Origin of the sequence: Streptomyces vulcanius (assembly GCF_042653945.1) — a bacterium.
Taxonomy (GTDB): Bacteria; Actinomycetota; Actinomycetes; order Streptomycetales; family Streptomycetaceae; genus Streptomyces; species Streptomyces mangrovi.
The window spans coordinates 28,794-43,683 of sequence record NZ_JBHSFK010000031.1; the positions used below are offsets into that span (position 1 = coordinate 28,794).

Sequence of the window (14,890 nt, forward strand, 5' to 3'; positions counted from 1 at the left end):
CCGTCAGACGATCGGGTCGTGGACGGTGACGAGCTTGGTGCCGTCGGGGAAGGTGGCCTCGACCTGGACGTCGTGGATCATCTCGGGGATGCCCTCCATGACGTCGTCGCGGGTGAGCAGCTTGCGCCCGGAGGACATCAGCTCGGCGACCGTGCGGCCGTCGCGCGCGCCCTCGAGGATGTGCGAGGTGATGAGGGCCACCGCCTCCGGGTGGTTGAGCTTCAGACCGCGGGCCCGGCGCTTCTCGGCGACGTCGGCCGCGACATGGATCAGCAGCCTCTCCTGCTCGTGCGGGGTCAGTTGCACGTCCCACCTCACATCCTCGCTCCGGACCGTGCGGGGCCCGGCTGCCGCGGCCACCGGGAAAAGCCCTGGTGGCGTGGATGGGCAGGCTAGTTGGAGCGCATTTCAGGCACGTTAACCGAACTGTGATCCACTCAGACTTCCGGCTTCGGCTCCGACACGCTCATCAGCGCGCGCAGACCGTCCCGGAGCACCTCGACGGGCACCGGTCCGAACAGGGACTGCTGGGCGATGAAGCCCAGCACGGAGGCGATCATCGTGCGCGCCACATCGTCCGGGTCCACGTCCGCCCGCATCATCCCGGCGGCCTGGTACGCCTCGACGATCCTCCCCCACGCCTCGCGCACGGCGCCGTAGCCCTCGCTCAGGACGGCCGACAGCTCCTCGTTGCGCAGGGTCTCCGTCCGCACCTGGACGACCAGCCGGGGGAAGGCCGGCCTGCCGTCGACGGTCAGGGACTCCCGGGCGGCGAGCACGTTGCCGAGGACCGCGGAGACCAGGATGTCCGGCATCGGCGGCGGGCCGAGCCGTGCCGCCTCCTCGAAGGAGGCACGGACCTGGCCGAGCACCTCGCCGACGATCGCCGCGATGAGCTCGTCCTTGCCGCTGAAGTAGCGGTAGACGGCCCCCGCCGACAGATCGACCTCCTTGAGGACGTCCTGCATGGAGGTGGCGTGGAAGCCGTTGCGGGCGAAGCAGACGGCGGCGCCGTCGAGGATCTGCCGGCGGCGGGCGTCGAGGTGGGCCTGGGATACGCGTGCCATGACCGCAAACCTAAATCCATGTCCGCCAGTCGGCGCCTGATCGCCGTCGTCCTGCTCGTCCCGACCCTCGCCGCCGTCGCCCTGTGGGCCTTCGCGTGGCCCGCCGCCCGCACGGCACCGCGCGACCTGCCGCTCGGCGTGGCCGGCCCGGCCGCCGCGACATCCCAGGTGGAGAAGCGGCTCTCCGCACACGAGGGCGCCTTCGAGATCCACCGCTACGCCGACGAGGCCGCCGCCCGGGACGCGGTCGAGGACCGGACCGTATACGGCGCGGTCGTCGTCACCGCCCAGGGCCCCGAACTGCTGACCGCCTCCGCCGCCAGCCCGGTCGTCGCCCAGCTTCTCCAGCAGGCGGTGGCGACAGACACCCGGACGAAGACCGTGACGTCGTCGCCGCCCGGGCCGCCGACCCGCGCGGCGCCGCGCTGAACGCAAGCGTGCTGCCGCTGGCACTGGCCGGGATCGTGGCGGGCTCGGTGGTGACCCTGCCGGGCCTGCGCGGGATGTGCGCGGCGGGCGCGCTGGCCGGGGCGGCGGCCCTGGTCGGCCTGGTCGCGGCGGCGCTGGCGCACAGCTGGCTCGGGGTGCTCACCGGTGACTGGTGGACGGAGGCCGGGGTGTTCGGGCTGTCCACGCTGGCGGTGAGCGCGGCCGTGGCGGGCCTGTCCGCCCTGGTCGGGCCCGCGGGTGTCGGCGCCATGGCGTTCGTGGTGATGTTCGTGGGCAACCGTTCCCAGAAACTGAGCGGGAGTGGGTCCTGTTGCCAGGACCCCTGCTCAGTCGCGTGTCCCGAACGGTCTTGGACACGCTGGTTCTCCGCTGTGACCACACGGCCGGTCGCCGCCCTCTGGGGGCTGGTTCCGTTCCGTGTCCGGCGGAGTCCCTCACGACCCCGGGTGCCCGATTCGGCCTGGACGTTCCGATGCCCGCCACCATCGCTCCGGTGGGTGCGGGGCGGTTTCGTCCGTCGCCGGATCGGGTGCCCGAGGGCGCGCCTTCCGATCGCGATGCCCGCCGCATCGTGGCGGGTCATCGCTCGTTTCTTGCCGGCCAGGGGCGTCTTCCAGTGCTCGGCGCCCCACTGGGAGGTGTACGCCGCGTCGACGGCCGACCAGGGCGAGGCCGTAGTCGGCGGCCATGTTCACCAGCCGGGCCCTGACCTTGTAGGTGGGGATGCCGTGGATGAGCTGCCGGAACCGCTTGCGGCGGCCGAACTTCTCGCGGGTCTTCCCTTCGGAGAAGTCCAGATCCTCGACCGCGATCGCGGTGACACCGACCCGGGTGGCCCAGCGCAGCAACTGGCTGAGCGCGTGCCGCAGTTGCGCGTCGCGGTGGTCCGCGCTGCCGGTCAGGTCGTACCGGAACCGCTGCGGGTCACCGACCGGGTTGCCGTGCTTGTCGAGGCGGTACGCGGCGAAGTGGTCGGCGTTGGTATCCACACCGATCAGCCCGCCCGCCCGCGCCGCCTCCACCGGGATGGCCTGTGCGGCGGGGCGCTTCCACGAGGCGGTCAGGTACCAGCGGCACCTGGCCACGTCGTAGTGGATCTCGTACGCGACCGCCCGGTTCCCGACGACACGGTCGGCCCACTCCTCGCCCCGGTACCGGAACGCGACGCGGCTGGTCAGGACGTACCGGCCGCGCGGGCTGTTGGCCAGACGGCCCAGGTCTGGTTGGTGCGCTCGAAACCGGCCCGCGAGTAACCACCCTGCTGCGCTCGGTGTCCTACTTCGACGGCGCGGCGGCCACCGGCCCGGCGCTCACGCTGACCTGGTGGGCCGCGCTCGGTCTGGGGGCCGTACTGCTGGGCGCACAACTGAAGGAGCGCACGCAGGCAGACACCGGGCAGGCCGCCGGCAAACGGCAGCCCGCCCTGGTCGGCTGACCGCAGGACCCCGAAGAGGACCGCCGCGCACCCCGGGGTGCGCGGTCCTCGGCGTTCCTACGACGGGCTCGGCCCCCGGTGTTCCGCCGCGATGCCGAACCGGTGGGGTTCGCGGGGAGCGGACGCCACCTCGCGCACGGTGGAGACCGAGCTGTGGATCACCTGCTCCTCCACCGGGCTGTCCAGTTCGTCGAGTCGCTCCAGGTCAGCGGCGGAGACAAGGGCGACCAGGGGCTTGCCGTGGCGGGTCACGACGACGCGCTCACCGCCGTACACCACCCGGTTGATCAGGTCGGCGAGCTCAGCCCTGGCTTGCGTCACCGGAATCTCGTAGGCCATACCCCCATTCTAACGTCACGTACGTCCTGTACATTTTTTACAGACGCATCCGATACTCATCAGATGCTTCAGACACCGGAGGAGGGGTATCCCATGACGACGCGACCGTCCGCCCGCTATGTCCTGCCCGAGTTCACCGAGCAGACGAGCTTCGGGCGCCGGACCATGGATCCGTACTCGAAGCTCCTGGAGGAGCGGATCGTCTTCCTGGGGACGCCGATCGACGACACCTCCGCGAACGACGTGATGGCCCAGTTCATGTACCTGGAGCACAAGGACCCCGACCGGGACATCTCGCTGTACATCAACTCCCCGGGCGGCTCGTTCAGCGCGATGACCGCGATCTACGACACGGTCCAGTACGTCACCTGCGACGTGGAGACGACCTGTCTGGGCCAGGCCGGATCGTCCGCAGCGGTGCTGCTGGCGGCGGGCGCCCCGGGCAAGCGGTTCGCGCTGCCGAGCGCGCGCATGGTGATCCATCAGCCGGCGTTCACCGAGCCGGTCGAGGGGCAGGCCAGCGATCTGGCGATCCAGGCCGATGAACTGGCGCGCACCCGGTCCCTGCTGGAGGAGATGCTCGTACGGCACACCGGGCGCAGCCCCGAGCAGGTGAACGCGGACATCGAGCGGGACATGATCCTCACCGCGCCCGAGGCCGTGACGTACGGGCTGGTGGACGGGGTCATCCCCAACCGCCGGGACCTGTCCGGCGCTTCCGGGGCGAGGTGAGCCGCGATGATTCCCGACCTGCCGCCGCTGCCCGCGCTGACCCGCGCCGAGTCCGAGCTGATCGACCGTTACCTGGATGTGGTGGACCTGCTCGGCCGGATCAACCCGGCGCACCACGGGGACACGTACCGTGGACTGCGGGCCGCCCAGGCGCTGGTCTCCAGGGCCACCGAGCTGCGTGACGCGCTGACCCTGATGCACCAGCGGGGCGAGAGCGAACTGCACGCGCCGACACTCGCGCGGGCGCTGCGCGTCCTCGACGGGGAGCGTCGTACGGCGCGCGTCACGGTGCCTCCGCTCTCCGACAGTTGACCCACGGCCGTCCGGTCCGGAGGGCCCTCGTCCCGATCGAGCCGTCCGGACCGGACCTGAAACGCACCAGACGGGTTACCCCTGTTCGGCGTAGGGGCAGTTCCCTTCACAAGCGCGCGAACGTTGTGCGGAACGTGCCATTCCGGGCCGGAACATGGGGTTCCTGTGCAGGTCCGGGGCCATTTGTCCCCTTGACACCTGACCCGCCATCAGGGTGTCCACCTGATCGAGTGAGTGGTGAGTAACCCCACAAATCCCCGGTTTCATTGGGATTTTCGGTCAGCCGTCAGTCAAGATCCCTGACTGACGACAAGCCCCCGCCACAAGCGGCGGGGCGGTCCGGGTGGACGCCGAGTCCTGCCGCCACCCGGATGACCGGTCGACAGAAGTGCATCGGCAGGAGTGGAGGACCCAAGCACGACGGGTCGCCGGAACGGTCACGCCATGACCGGGCCGAGCAGCCCTTGGGGTGAAGCCGCGTCAGCGGCCGGGCAACTTCGCCAGCCCGAATCCGACAGGTCATCCTTCACAGGCGGCTGACGAAGGGTTGCGCATGACTGCGCTCAATCGTGTCCCGTCGCTCATGGTCCGGGCCGGTACGGCCTCCGCCTTCGCCATCGCCGCCGTGGGTGGCTCGGTGGTGATTCCCGGTGTCGCCTCCGACGCGGCGGCGGCCACACCGGCCACGAAGGCACTTCAGGTCGCGGCGTCCAAGAAGGGCTCCCCGTACCGGTACGGGGCCGCGGGGCCAAAGCGGTTCGACTGCTCCGGTCTCACGATGTACTCGTTCAAGAAGGCGGGCAAGAAGCTGCCGCGTACGGCGGCTCAGCAGTACAACAAGACCCGCCACATCTCGGCCGGCACCCGCAAGGCCGGGGACCTCGTGTTCTTCCACTCGGGTTCGAACGTGTACCACGTCGGGATCTACGCGGGTGGCGGCAAGATCTGGCACTCGCCGAAGACCGGTGCCGTCGTGCGACTGGAGAAGATCTGGACGAAGAGCGTCTGGTACGGCCGGGTCCGCTGACCTGTTCCCCGGGGCGGTGACGGCGTCCCTGACGCGCCGTCACCGCCCCGGGAACCCCGGCGCCTCGGTCCCGGCCTCCGCGGGGGCCGTCCACGGCAGTTCGACCGTGACCGTCTTGCCGCCCTCTCTGGTGGGCCGCACTCTCAGCTTGCCGCCGCACTCCGCGGTCAGCCAGCGAATGATCACCATGCCTCGGCCGTTGTCCTGCTGGACAGCGGCCGGCAGTCGTTTGGGGAAGCGCGGATGGCTGTCGGTGACGCCGATGCTCAGATGTTCGTCACGGTCCAGGACCAGGTCCACCGTGAAGGTGGGCGACTGCCCCAGGGTGTGCTGCACGGCGTTGGTGGCGAGTTCGGAGACGATCAGCCGGACGGTCTCGGAGCCGTCCGAACCGGGCGGCAGACCCCACTCCCCCAGAGCGCCGAGCACGAATGCGCGAGCCGCGCGGACCGAGCCGGGATCGCTCGGCAGAGTGACGGATGCTTCCAGGTGATCTGCCATGGCGACGTCGTCCCTTTCTCACGGGACCGGCGTCCGACACAGTGCGGATGGTTCGAGTACGGTCCCGGACTGGTGCTTCTTTGCCAGACTGCCATTACCAAGCCGGTCACGGGTGACGATCCACCAAGATATGCATATATCTGTCGCCCGATGCGGTGAACTCTGCCACGGCGGAACGTATTTGGACGGCTCGTGAGGATTAGGGCTCCGAAGGGCTTCGCGAAGCCCCGAAAGAGTCCGTGAGGCTCCGAGAGTGAGGAGAAGGCCGTGCAGCACGGTCCCGCGGTGCGCCGCCGCAAACTGGGTGCGGAACTGCGCAGTCTGCGCGCCCGGGCGGGGCTCACCAGTGGTGAGGCGGCCCGCCTGGTGGGGTGGCACCAGTCCAAGGTGAGCCGGATCGAGACGGGCACCAGCGGTACGAAAACGGCCGATGTGCGGTTACTTCTCGACGCCTACGGGGTGACCGATCCGCGCCTCAGGGAACTCATGCTGGCGCTGGCAGGCGCCGACGAGGGCGACGGGCGCGACCACTGGTGGCACGCCTACCGCGGGATCCTGCCCACCGCCTACCGGGACTTCATCAGCCTGGAGTCGCAGGCCGGAGGGATGCGCACGCTGGAGACGACCGTGGTACCGGGGCTGCTGCAGACCCCCGAGTACGCCCGCGCGGTGACCCGGGCGGCGGTGGAGGGGGCGGACGAGGACCAGCTCGACACCCTGGTGGAGGTGCGGATCGCCCGCCAGGACGTGCTGCGCCGCCGGACCCCGCTGCGGCTGAGCGCGGTGCTGGACGAGGCGGTGCTGCGGCGGGAGGTGGGCGGGCCCGAGGTCATGACCCGTCAGCTCACCCGGCTGGTGGAGGCGGCACGGCTGCCCCACATCAGGCTCCAGGTACTGCCGTTCTCCGCCGGAGCGCATATCGGAGTGACCGGGCCTTTCGTTATCTTCTCGTTTTCGAGCGCTTCTGATCTGGACGTGGTTGTTATCGACCACTTGACGAGTAGCCTCTATCTCGAACGGAAAGAAGACCTCGAGGCCTACACCGAGGCCTTCAACGCCCTTCGGGCTCATGCCCTTTCGCCCGAGGAATCACTGGAATACATCGCCGCCAGAGCCGGCGGCGCGTAGGGAGGCACCATGTCCGCACAGGTGCGGTGGCTGCGCAGCAGCTACAGCACGGGAGCGAACAACTGCGTCGAGACGGCCCGGCCGGCCAGTGGCCCGTGGGCCGGTCTGCTCGCCGTACGGGACTCCAAGGACCCGGCCGGGCCCGCCCTGCTCTTCTCCCCCGAGAGCTGGTCGGGTTTCACCGCCGTGTTCCGGTCGGCCCCGTCGGACCACTGACCGCACCCTGACCGCGTTCACCCCTCAGGGGCGACCCACGGCCGTGTCACGCCGACTCATGGTCGTGTCTCCCCGATCACTCGTACAGCGCGTTCCAGTTCGGCCCCGGAGAGGTCCGCCCGGGCGGTGAGCCTGAGGCGCGAGATGCCGTCGGGCACGGAGGGAGGGCGGAAGCAGCCCACGGCCAGGCCCGCCGACCGGCAGTCCGCCGCCCATGCCACGGCCTCCTCCGGGGAAGGCGCACGCACGGAGACGACCGCGGCGTCCGGACGCACCGCTTCCAGACCCGCGGCCGTCAGCCTCTCGTGCAGCTCGGCCGCGACCGCACGCGCGCGTGCCGCCCGCTGCGGCTCCCGGCGCAGCAGCCGCAGGGCCGCGAGCGCCGCGCCGGCCGCCGCCGGGGCCAGGCCCGTGTCGAAGATGAACGTCCGGGCCGCGTTGACCAGGTGGTCGATCACCCGCGCCGGGCCGAGCACGGCCCCGCCCTGGCTGCCGAGCGACTTCGACAGCGTCGCCGTGACGACGACGTCGTCCGCTCCCGCCAGCCCCGCCGCGTACGGCGCCCCGCGGCCGCCGTCGCCGAGCACGCCGAGGCCGTGGGCGTCGTCCACGACCAGCCCGGCGCCGCGCTCCCGGCAGACCGCCGCGAGGGCGGCCAGCGGGGCGGCGTCGCCGTCCACCGAGAAGACCGTGTCGGAGACCGCCACGGCCGGGCCCTCGTGGGTGCCGAGCGCCTTGCGTACGGCGTCGGGGTCGGAGTGCGCCACGACCTGGGTGGTGCCGCGGGCCAGCCGGCAGCCGTCGATGAGCGAGGCGTGGTTGCCCGCGTCGGAGACGATCAGCGAGCCGTGCGGGGCGAGCACGGTGACCGCGGCGAGGTTGGCCGCGTACCCGGAGGAGAAGACCAGGGCCGCCTCGAACCCGCAGAAGTCGGCGAGCTCCCGCTCCAGCTCGGTGTGGAGTTCGGTGGTGCCGGTGACCAGCCGGGAGCCGGTGGCACCGGCGCCCCAGGTCCGGGCGGCGGCCGCGGCGCCCTCGCGGACCTCGAGGTGGCGGGACAGGCCCAGGTAGTCGTTGCTCGCGAGGTCGAGCAGCGGGGAGTCGGCGGGGCGGGGCCGCAGCGTCCGTACGAGGCCCGCCCGGCGGCGCAGCTCCGCCTGCTCGTCGATCCAGCCGAACGCCATGGGGCCCTCCGGAGCTTTGTAGGTAGCGGACAGACACTAACCGCCGGGAACTCTGCCCACGGTGTGGCGATACCCACACGTCTCACCGGGTGTGTTGTGCGATCCCTACCTTGGCCGAAGGCGGTTCGGTAGGACAGGATCGGCTCTCATGGACCTGCTGAACACGCTGGTGGACAAGGGGCTTCGGCGCGAGCTGCCGACCCGCGAGGAAGCGCTCGCCGTCCTCGCCACTTCCGACGACGACGTACTGGACGTGGTGGCCGCGGCCGGGAAGGTGCGGCGGCACTGGTTCGGGCGACGGGTGAAGCTCAACTACCTGATCAACCTGAAGTCGGGGCTGTGCCCCGAGGACTGTTCCTACTGCTCCCAGCGGCTGGGCTCGACGGCCGGGATCCTCAAGTACACCTGGATCAAGCCGGACGAGGCGTCCAAGGTGGCGGCGGCGGGGCTCGCGGGCGGGGCCAAGCGGGTGTGCCTGGTGGCGTCCGGGCGCGGTCCGACCGATCGTGACGTGGACCGGGTCTCCCAGACCATCAAGGCCATCAAGGACGAGAACGAGGGCGTCGAGGTGTGCGCCTGTCTGGGCCTGCTCTCCGACGGTCAGGCCGAGCGGCTGCGCGAGGCGGGCGCGGACGCCTACAACCACAACCTCAACACGTCCGAGGCGACGTACGGGGACATCACGACCACCCACACCTACGCCGACCGGGTGGACACCGTCCAGAAGGCGCACGGGGCCGGTCTGTCGGCGTGCTCGGGGCTGATCGCCGGTATGGGCGAGACGGACGAGGACCTGGTCGACGTGGTCTTCTCGCTGCGCGCGCTGGACCCGGACTCGGTGCCGGTCAACTTCCTCATCCCGATGGAGGGCACCCCGCTGGAGAAGGAGTGGCACCTCACTCCGCAGCGGTGTCTGCGCATCCTGGCGATGGTCCGGTTCGTCTGCCCGGACATCGAGGTGCGCATCGCGGGCGGCCGCGAGGTCCATCTGCGCACGCTCCAGCCGCTGGCCCTGAACCTGGCCAACTCGATCTTCCTCGGCGACTACCTCACCAGCGAGGGCCAGGCAGGCCAGGCCGACCTGGACATGATCGCGGACGCCGGGTTCGAGGTGGAGGGCGCGGACGAGGTGACGCTGCCCGAGCACCGGGCGACGGCGGGCGGGGGCGGCTGCGGGTCGCACGCCGAGGCCGGCTGCGGGTCGGGCTGTGGTTCCCACGAGGGGGCCTCGGTGTGCGGTTCCCACGAGCGGGCCTCGGTGTGCGGTTCCGCCGCCACGGCGAAGGCCGCCGAGCAGCCCCGTACGGACCTGGTCGCCGTACGCCGTCGCGGCGTCGGTACCGAGCTCGCGCCCAATGCCTGAGCTGTCCGTGTCCGAAGTGCTGGAGCTGGACCGTCGGCATGTGTGGCATCCGTACGGTCCGATGCCCGGCCGGGTCGACCCGCTCGTCGTGGATTCGGCGAGCGGGGTCCGGCTGCGGCTCGCCGACGGCTCCGGCGAGCTGGTCGACGGCATGTCGTCCTGGTGGTCGGCGATCCACGGCTACAACCACCCGGTCCTGAACGAGGCCGCGCGCGAACAGCTCGGCCGGATGAGCCATGTGATGTTCGGCGGGCTCACGCACGAGCCCGCCGTACGGCTGGCGAAGCTCCTTGTCGACATTTCGCCCGACGGCCTCGAGCATGTCTTCCTCGCCGACTCCGGTTCGGTGTCGGTCGAGGTCGCGGTGAAGATGTGCCTGCAGTACTGGCGTTCGCTGGGCCGGCCGGCGAAGCAGCGGCTGCTGACCTGGCGTGGCGGCTACCACGGCGACACCTGGCAGCCGATGTCCGTGTGCGATCCCGAGGGCGGGATGCACGAGCTGTGGAGCGGGGTGCTGCCCCGCCAGGTCTTCGTGGACCCGCCTCCGGCCGAGTACGAGGAGTCGTACGCCGAACGGCTGCGCTCGGCGATCGAGCGGCACGCCGACGAACTGGCCGCGGTGATCGTGGAGCCGGTGGTGCAGGGCGCGGGCGGGATGCGGTTCCACTCCCCCGCGTATCTGCGGGTGCTGCGCGAGGCCTGCGACGCACACGGCGTGCTGCTGGTGTTCGACGAGATCGCCACCGGGTTCGGCCGTACGGGCACCCTGTTCGCGGCGGAGCACGCGGCGGTGACGCCGGATGTGATGTGCGTGGGCAAGGCGCTGACCGGCGGTTATATGACGATGGCGGCTGCCCTGTGCACGTCCCGGGTGGCCGACGGGATCTCGCGGGGCGAGGTGCCTGTGCTGGCCCACGGCCCGACGTTCATGGGCAACCCGCTGGCGGCGGCGGTGGCCTGCGCCTCGGTCGAACTGCTGCTGGGGCAGGACTGGCGCGCGGAGGTCGAGCGGATCGGGACGGGCCTCAGGGAGGGGCTGGCACCGGCCGCCGGGCTTCCGGGCGTGAAGGACGTCCGGGTCCTCGGCGCCATCGGGGTCGTCCAGCTCGATCATGCCCTTGACGAGGCGGCCATGCGGGCCGCCACCGAGGCCGCCGTGCGGGAGGGCGTCTGGCTGCGGCCGTTCCGTGACCTGGTCTACACGATGCCGCCGTACGTCACCGGCGACGCGGACGTGGCACGGATCGCGCGCGCGGTGTGCGCGGCGGCGCGGGAAGGATGAGCATGCCGATCCTGGTGATCACGGGAACGGGCACGGAGGTCGGCAAGACCGTCACGACGGCGGCGGTCGCGGCCTCCGCGCTCGCGGCGGGCCGCTCGGTGGCCGTCCTGAAGGCCGCGCAGACGGGCGTACGACCGGACGAGCGCGGGGACGCCGACGAGGTCGCGCGGCTCGCGGGCGACGCCGTGACGGCGACCGAACTGGCCCGTTATCCCGAGCCGTTGGCCCCGGCGACGGCGGCCCGGCGGGCGGGACTCGCCCCGGTGCGGCCGTCCGACGTCGTCGAGGCGGCGCAGAAGCTGGCCGCCGCGCACGATCTGGTGCTGGTCGAGGGGGCGGGCGGGCTGCTCGTACGGTTCGACGAGGCGGGCGGCACCCTGGCCGACGCGGCGCGGGCGCTGCGGGCGCCGGTGCTGGTGGTGGCCTCGGCGGGCCTGGGCACGCTGAACACCACCGAGCTGACGGCACGTGAACTGCGGTCGCGGGACGTGGAGTTGCTCGGTGTGGTCATCGGAGGCTGGCCCGACTCGCCTGATCTGGCGATGCGTTGCAATGTGACCGACCTGCCGGAGGTGGCGGGCGCCCCGCTCCTCGGCGCGCTCCCGACGGGCGTGGGCGCCCTCCCGCCCGCCGACTTCCGTACGTCGGCACCCGGTTGGCTGGCACCACGGCTCGACGGGACGTGGGACGCGGAGGCGTTCCGGGTACGGGAGGCGGCGGATTAGAGCTCGGTCTCCGACAGGAGTCGTACGAGTTCGATGCGGGAGCGGATGCCCAGGCGGTTGAAGACGCCGCGCAGGTGGTGGTCGATGGTGCGGGGGCTGAGGGCGAGGCGGGCGGCGATCTCGCGGTTGGTGGCGCCGTCGGCGGCCATGCGGGCGACCATCAGCTGCTGGGCGGTGAGTCGGGTGGTCGGGCTCTCGGTGCCGTGCGCCGGGGTGGCGGGGGCGCCGGGTGCGCCCAGGGCACGGAGTTCGGCTCGGGCCGCCTCGGCGTAGTGCGGGGCACCGAAGGACTCGAACGCCTCCCGGGCGCTGTGCAGCCGGTCGCGGGCCTCCGCGCGCTGTCTCAGCCGGCGCAGGGCGCTGCCGAACAGCAGTTCCGTGCGGGCGCGTTCGAAGGCGCGGGCGCCGTCGGCGTGCAGGTCGAGGGCGGTGCGGTAGTGGTCGACGGCGTCGGCGCCCGGGGTGAGCAGGGCGCGGCAGCGGGCGCTGAGGGCGAGGTCGTCGGGGCTGCGGACGGCGCGGGCCCAGCGGTCGTAGTCGGCGTGGGCGGCCCGGGCGATCCGGGTGTCGCCGGTGCGGACGGCGGCCTCGACGTAGTGCGGGGTGGCCAGGTGGCGGATCGCGCGGTGGCCGTGGCCGGGGCCGAAGGCGGCGAGGGCGCGCAGCCGGGCCGCCGCGGCGCCGAAGCGTCCGGCGCCCAGGTCGAGGAAGGCGAGGGCCCACTGGGCGAGCGCGGCGGGCAGCCCGAGCCCGTGCGCGAGGGCGTACGAGCGGGCGGCGGCGGCCCGCTCGCGGCACAGGTCGCCGTCGCCGGTGAGCGCGGCGAACATCGCGAGGGCGGCCTGCAGATGGCAGGCGCCGTTGTCCTGTCCGGTGACGTACGCCTGGCGCAACGCGTCCAGTGCGGCGGTCTCGGCGGCGCGGGGGCGGCCGGTCCAGAAGTCGGCGTAGGCGCGGAACTCCATGGCCTGGGAGACGGCGACGGTGAGCCCGCGGGCGCGGGCCGCCGCGGCGGAGCGGAGGGTGGCGGTGGCGGCGCGGGTGTGGTCGCCGAGCATCAGCGCGGCGATGCCGGCGTGCAGGAGGAGGGTGGGGTCCCCACCCGGCCCGCACCGGCCCGCGGTCGCCTCCAGCAGATCCCTGGCATCCAGGTACCGCCCCTCGACGGCGGCGGCGATCCCGCCGAGCACCCCCGGCGGCCCGACCCCCATCCGCACCGCCGCCCCCACCGCCTCCCGGCAGCGCCGCAGGTCACCGGTGTAGACGGCGGCCTCGGTGGCCCGGGCGAGGAGATGGGCGGCAGGGTCGGTGACAAGGGTGAGCTCCGGGTCGGCACGCCGAACGGCGCCGGCGCCGGCAGCCCGGCGGGGCGAGGGCACACCGTCAAGTCCCCGCTGCTCCGCCGCTCGTACCGCCCCCGCCAGCAGGGCGTCGAAGGACTCGGCCGCGTGGCCCGTTCGTAGGGCGAGGATGCCGGTGAGGGCGTCGGTGTTCGTTCGGGTGGCGAGGGTGCGGGCGTGGTCGGTGTCGCCGGTGTGCCAGGCGTCGGCCGCCGCGCGGGCGAGGAGGCGGGACTGTTCGCGGGGGTCGGGGCAGAGGGCGGCGGCGCGTTCGGCCAGGGCGGCGGCCAGCGACGGGTCGCCGGACGCGCGGGCCCGGCCGGCCGCCGCCGCGAGTTCGGCGGCCAGCCGCCCGCTGGGGCCCAGGGCTCCCGCGCCCCGGTGCCAGGAGCGCAGCGGCAGCTCGGCGGTGTCGTGCAGGACCCGCGCCAGCAGCCGGTGGACGTCGCGCCGGTCGGCCGGTGCGGCCGTCTCGTACGCGGCGATCCGGGTCCAGGCGTCCCGGAAGCAGACCCCGCCCGCCGTGGCGTACGCGAGCCCGGCGGCCTCGGCGGCCTCCAGGGGCCGGGTGTCGAGCCGGGCGGCGGCGACGGCACGCAGGAAGGCGTGCCCGGCCACCGGGTACTGGTCGGCGGCGGCGAGCAGGAGAAGGAGGCGGGTGGGGTCGGGGAGGGCGCGGATCCGGCGACGGTGGCCGCGCAGGAGGTCGGGGGCGAGTGCGGCGGGGTCGGTGGGGAGCGGGTCGAGGCCGGCCGCCTGCCGTTCGGTGAGCCGCGCCGCGAGGTCGGCGGCGGCGCGCTGGTCGCCGTATACGAGACGCAGCAGCCGCAGCCGGACGCCCTCGGGGAGTGCGGAAGCCGGGTGCGGCCACGCCTCCGGGGAGAGCGACGGTGGCGAAGTGCGGCCGAGAGGTGGGGGGTTCACCGGTGTCACCACACAAGTGACGTTACTGGCGGGTTACTTGAACAGTAAAGACCGGCGATTTCACCGATGCGGCGCGCGTAGACCCGCCCGGACACTCCTGGCAACCCCACCCGTTTCAGGAGGCATCATGCAGCGCCACAAGCGTCGCATCGCCGCGGCCCTCTCGGCCGTGGTCTCTTCGCTCCTTCTGTCACTCTCCCTCTCCGCCCCCACAGCCCACGCCGCGACCCACAACCCGATCGTGTTCGTGCACGGCATCAGCAGCGACTCCGGCAGCTGGGACGACTGGGTCGCCGACTTCAAGGCCGACGGCTACACGGCCGCCGAGCTGGACGCGTCGTCGTACAGCTGGTCGCAGTCGAACGTCACGACGGCCTCGCAGCTGGCCACCAAGATCACGAGCGTGCTCGCCCGCACCGGGGCGAGCAAGGTCGACCTGGTGGTCCACTCGATGGGCGCGCTCAGCTCCCGCTACTACCTCAAGAACCTGGGCGGTACCGCGTACGTGGACGACTTCGTCTCCGTCGCGGGCACCAACCACGGCACGTCGGTCGCCTCGCTGTGCAGCTGGCTGTACACCTCGTGCGCCGAGATGACGACGGGCAGTTCCTTCCTCACCGCGCTCAACTCCGGTGACGAGACCCCGGGCAGCGTGAACTACGCCGCCTACTGGTCGAACTGCGACGACGCGGTCAACCCGGACTCGTCGGCCCTGCTGAGCGGGGCGACGAACGTCGGAGTCGGCTGTGTCTCGCACACCGACATGAACAACGACTACGGCATCTACGAACAGGTGCGCGACTTCGTCCAGTGACCGGCGTGTGAACGGCAGCGGGGGTGCGGCGGGGCGGTACGGGGGACAATC

At 72.2% G+C, this 14,890-nt stretch carries 16 protein-coding genes, 2 pseudogenes and 1 riboswitch; of the genes and pseudogenes, 11 read left to right on the forward strand and 7 right to left on the reverse strand.

What is annotated here, in order from left to right; translation table 11 throughout:
* Window positions 1-3: 3 nt before the first annotated feature.
* Both ACFPIH_RS37335 and ACFPIH_RS37340 read right to left on the reverse strand, forming a co-directional pair.
* Window positions 4-306, reverse strand: coding sequence for an urease subunit gamma (locus ACFPIH_RS37335; RefSeq protein WP_010988499.1), 303 nt, complete (start codon window positions 304-306; stop codon window positions 4-6).
* Window positions 307-437: 131 nt separating this feature from the next.
* Window positions 438-1,067 (reverse strand): TetR/AcrR family transcriptional regulator, encoded by a 630-nt coding sequence (locus ACFPIH_RS37340; RefSeq protein ID WP_381169017.1) that lies wholly within the window; start codon window positions 1,065-1,067, stop codon window positions 438-440.
* 18 nt (window positions 1,068-1,085) lie between these two features.
* Here ACFPIH_RS37340 and ACFPIH_RS37345 point away from each other — a divergent pair.
* Window positions 1,086-1,795: pseudogene (locus ACFPIH_RS37345) on the forward strand (ABC transporter permease); the annotation flags it as partial.
* An 11-nt stretch (window positions 1,796-1,806) separates the two neighbouring features.
* On the opposite strand, the pseudogene ACFPIH_RS37350 reads toward ACFPIH_RS37345, so the two are convergent.
* Window positions 1,807-2,734: pseudogene (locus ACFPIH_RS37350) on the reverse strand (nuclease/transposase family protein); the annotation flags it as partial.
* Window positions 2,735-2,787: 53 nt separating this feature from the next.
* Here ACFPIH_RS37350 and ACFPIH_RS37355 point away from each other — a divergent pair.
* On the forward strand, window positions 2,788-2,952 hold the full coding sequence (locus ACFPIH_RS37355) for a hypothetical protein (protein ID WP_381169019.1): 165 nt from the start codon (window positions 2,788-2,790) through the stop codon (window positions 2,950-2,952).
* Window positions 2,953-3,009: 57 nt separating this feature from the next.
* Here the strand turns inward: ACFPIH_RS37355 and ACFPIH_RS37360 are convergent, their stop codons facing one another.
* Window positions 3,010-3,291, reverse strand: coding sequence for a type II toxin-antitoxin system Phd/YefM family antitoxin (locus tag ACFPIH_RS37360; protein WP_381169021.1), 282 nt, complete (start codon window positions 3,289-3,291; stop codon window positions 3,010-3,012).
* A gap of 93 nt (window positions 3,292-3,384) precedes the next feature.
* On the opposite strand from ACFPIH_RS37360, the gene ACFPIH_RS37365 reads away from it, so the two are divergent.
* The 3 genes from ACFPIH_RS37365 (at window position 3,385) to ACFPIH_RS37375 (ending at window position 5,362) form a co-directional block, all read left to right on the forward strand.
* Window positions 3,385-4,023: an ATP-dependent Clp protease proteolytic subunit gene (locus tag ACFPIH_RS37365; RefSeq protein ID WP_381169023.1), complete on the forward strand. Its 639-nt coding sequence runs from the start codon at window positions 3,385-3,387 to the stop codon at window positions 4,021-4,023.
* Window positions 4,024-4,029: 6 nt separating this feature from the next.
* On the forward strand, window positions 4,030-4,335 hold the full coding sequence (locus ACFPIH_RS37370; protein ID WP_381169025.1) for a hypothetical protein: 306 nt from the start codon (window positions 4,030-4,032) through the stop codon (window positions 4,333-4,335).
* Window positions 4,336-4,714: 379 nt separating this feature from the next.
* Window positions 4,715-4,885: riboswitch (cyclic di-AMP (ydaO/yuaA leader) on the forward strand.
* Between the two features lie 3 nt (window positions 4,886-4,888).
* Complete coding sequence (locus ACFPIH_RS37375; protein ID WP_381169027.1) at window positions 4,889-5,362, forward strand: C40 family peptidase; 474 nt, start codon at window positions 4,889-4,891, stop codon at window positions 5,360-5,362.
* A gap of 39 nt (window positions 5,363-5,401) precedes the next feature.
* On the opposite strand, the gene ACFPIH_RS37380 is transcribed toward ACFPIH_RS37375, so the two are convergent.
* Window positions 5,402-5,863 (reverse strand): ATP-binding protein, encoded by a 462-nt coding sequence (locus tag ACFPIH_RS37380; RefSeq protein ID WP_381169029.1) that lies wholly within the window; start codon window positions 5,861-5,863, stop codon window positions 5,402-5,404.
* A 267-nt stretch (window positions 5,864-6,130) separates the two neighbouring features.
* Between ACFPIH_RS37380 and ACFPIH_RS37385 the strand changes: the two genes are divergently transcribed.
* Together ACFPIH_RS37385 and ACFPIH_RS37390 are read left to right on the forward strand one after the other, a co-directional pair.
* Window positions 6,131-6,991: a helix-turn-helix domain-containing protein gene (locus tag ACFPIH_RS37385; protein WP_381169031.1), complete on the forward strand. Its 861-nt coding sequence runs from the start codon at window positions 6,131-6,133 to the stop codon at window positions 6,989-6,991.
* A gap of 9 nt (window positions 6,992-7,000) precedes the next feature.
* Window positions 7,001-7,207 (forward strand): DUF397 domain-containing protein, encoded by a 207-nt coding sequence (locus ACFPIH_RS37390; protein ID WP_381169033.1) that lies wholly within the window; start codon window positions 7,001-7,003, stop codon window positions 7,205-7,207.
* Between the two features lie 56 nt (window positions 7,208-7,263).
* Here ACFPIH_RS37390 and ACFPIH_RS37395 read toward each other — a convergent pair whose 3' ends face one another.
* Window positions 7,264-8,391, reverse strand: a complete 1,128-nt coding sequence (locus tag ACFPIH_RS37395) for an 8-amino-7-oxononanoate synthase (protein ID WP_381169035.1) — start codon at window positions 8,389-8,391, stop codon at window positions 7,264-7,266.
* A gap of 148 nt (window positions 8,392-8,539) precedes the next feature.
* Between ACFPIH_RS37395 and bioB the strand changes: the two genes are divergently transcribed.
* The 3 genes from bioB to bioD are packed head-to-tail and all read left to right on the forward strand — an operon-like array spanning window position 8,540 to window position 11,761.
* Window positions 8,540-9,754, forward strand: a complete 1,215-nt coding sequence (bioB, locus tag ACFPIH_RS37400) for a biotin synthase BioB (protein WP_381169037.1) — start codon at window positions 8,540-8,542, stop codon at window positions 9,752-9,754.
* Complete coding sequence (locus ACFPIH_RS37405) at window positions 9,747-11,036, forward strand: adenosylmethionine--8-amino-7-oxononanoate transaminase (protein WP_381169039.1); 1,290 nt, start codon at window positions 9,747-9,749, stop codon at window positions 11,034-11,036. The genes bioB and ACFPIH_RS37405 overlap by 8 nt, the downstream gene beginning before the upstream one ends.
* A gap of 2 nt (window positions 11,037-11,038) precedes the next feature.
* Window positions 11,039-11,761 carry a dethiobiotin synthase gene (gene bioD / locus ACFPIH_RS37410; protein WP_381169041.1) on the forward strand — a complete coding sequence of 241 codons (723 nt, stop codon included), beginning with the start codon at window positions 11,039-11,041 and terminating at the stop codon, window positions 11,759-11,761.
* Here bioD and ACFPIH_RS37415 read toward each other — a convergent pair.
* Window positions 11,758-14,034 carry a helix-turn-helix transcriptional regulator gene (locus ACFPIH_RS37415; RefSeq protein ID WP_381169214.1) on the reverse strand — a complete coding sequence of 759 codons (2,277 nt, stop codon included), beginning with the start codon at window positions 14,032-14,034 and terminating at the stop codon, window positions 11,758-11,760. The two genes, bioD and ACFPIH_RS37415, sit on opposite strands and share 4 nt — an antisense overlap.
* Window positions 14,035-14,152: 118 nt before the next feature.
* On the opposite strand from ACFPIH_RS37415, the gene ACFPIH_RS37420 reads away from it, so the two are divergent.
* Complete coding sequence (locus tag ACFPIH_RS37420; protein WP_381169043.1) at window positions 14,153-14,839, forward strand: esterase/lipase family protein; 687 nt, start codon at window positions 14,153-14,155, stop codon at window positions 14,837-14,839.
* Window positions 14,840-14,890: the final 51 nt, after the last annotated feature.

Coding starts and splice junctions, on each gene's coding strand:
- ACFPIH_RS37405 (WP_381169039.1), top strand. CDS start 9,747: ATGCCTGAGCTGTCCGTGTCCGAAGTGCTGGAGCTGGACCGTCGGCAT.
- bioD (WP_381169041.1), top strand. CDS start 11,039: ATGCCGATCCTGGTGATCACGGGAACGGGCACGGAGGTCGGCAAGACC.
- ACFPIH_RS37365 (WP_381169023.1), top strand. CDS start 3,385: ATGACGACGCGACCGTCCGCCCGCTATGTCCTGCCCGAGTTCACCGAG.
- ACFPIH_RS37390 (WP_381169033.1), top strand. CDS start 7,001: ATGTCCGCACAGGTGCGGTGGCTGCGCAGCAGCTACAGCACGGGAGCG.
- ACFPIH_RS37395 (WP_381169035.1), bottom strand. CDS start 8,391: ATGGCGTTCGGCTGGATCGACGAGCAGGCGGAGCTGCGCCGCCGGGCG.
- bioB (WP_381169037.1), top strand. CDS start 8,540: ATGGACCTGCTGAACACGCTGGTGGACAAGGGGCTTCGGCGCGAGCTG.
- ACFPIH_RS37340 (WP_381169017.1), bottom strand. CDS start 1,067: ATGGCACGCGTATCCCAGGCCCACCTCGACGCCCGCCGCCGGCAGATC.
- ACFPIH_RS37380 (WP_381169029.1), bottom strand. CDS start 5,863: ATGGCAGATCACCTGGAAGCATCCGTCACTCTGCCGAGCGATCCCGGC.
- ACFPIH_RS37375 (WP_381169027.1), top strand. CDS start 4,889: ATGACTGCGCTCAATCGTGTCCCGTCGCTCATGGTCCGGGCCGGTACG.
- ACFPIH_RS37420 (WP_381169043.1), top strand. CDS start 14,153: ATGCAGCGCCACAAGCGTCGCATCGCCGCGGCCCTCTCGGCCGTGGTC.
- ACFPIH_RS37360 (WP_381169021.1), bottom strand. CDS start 3,291: ATGGCCTACGAGATTCCGGTGACGCAAGCCAGGGCTGAGCTCGCCGAC.
- ACFPIH_RS37370 (WP_381169025.1), top strand. CDS start 4,030: ATGATTCCCGACCTGCCGCCGCTGCCCGCGCTGACCCGCGCCGAGTCC.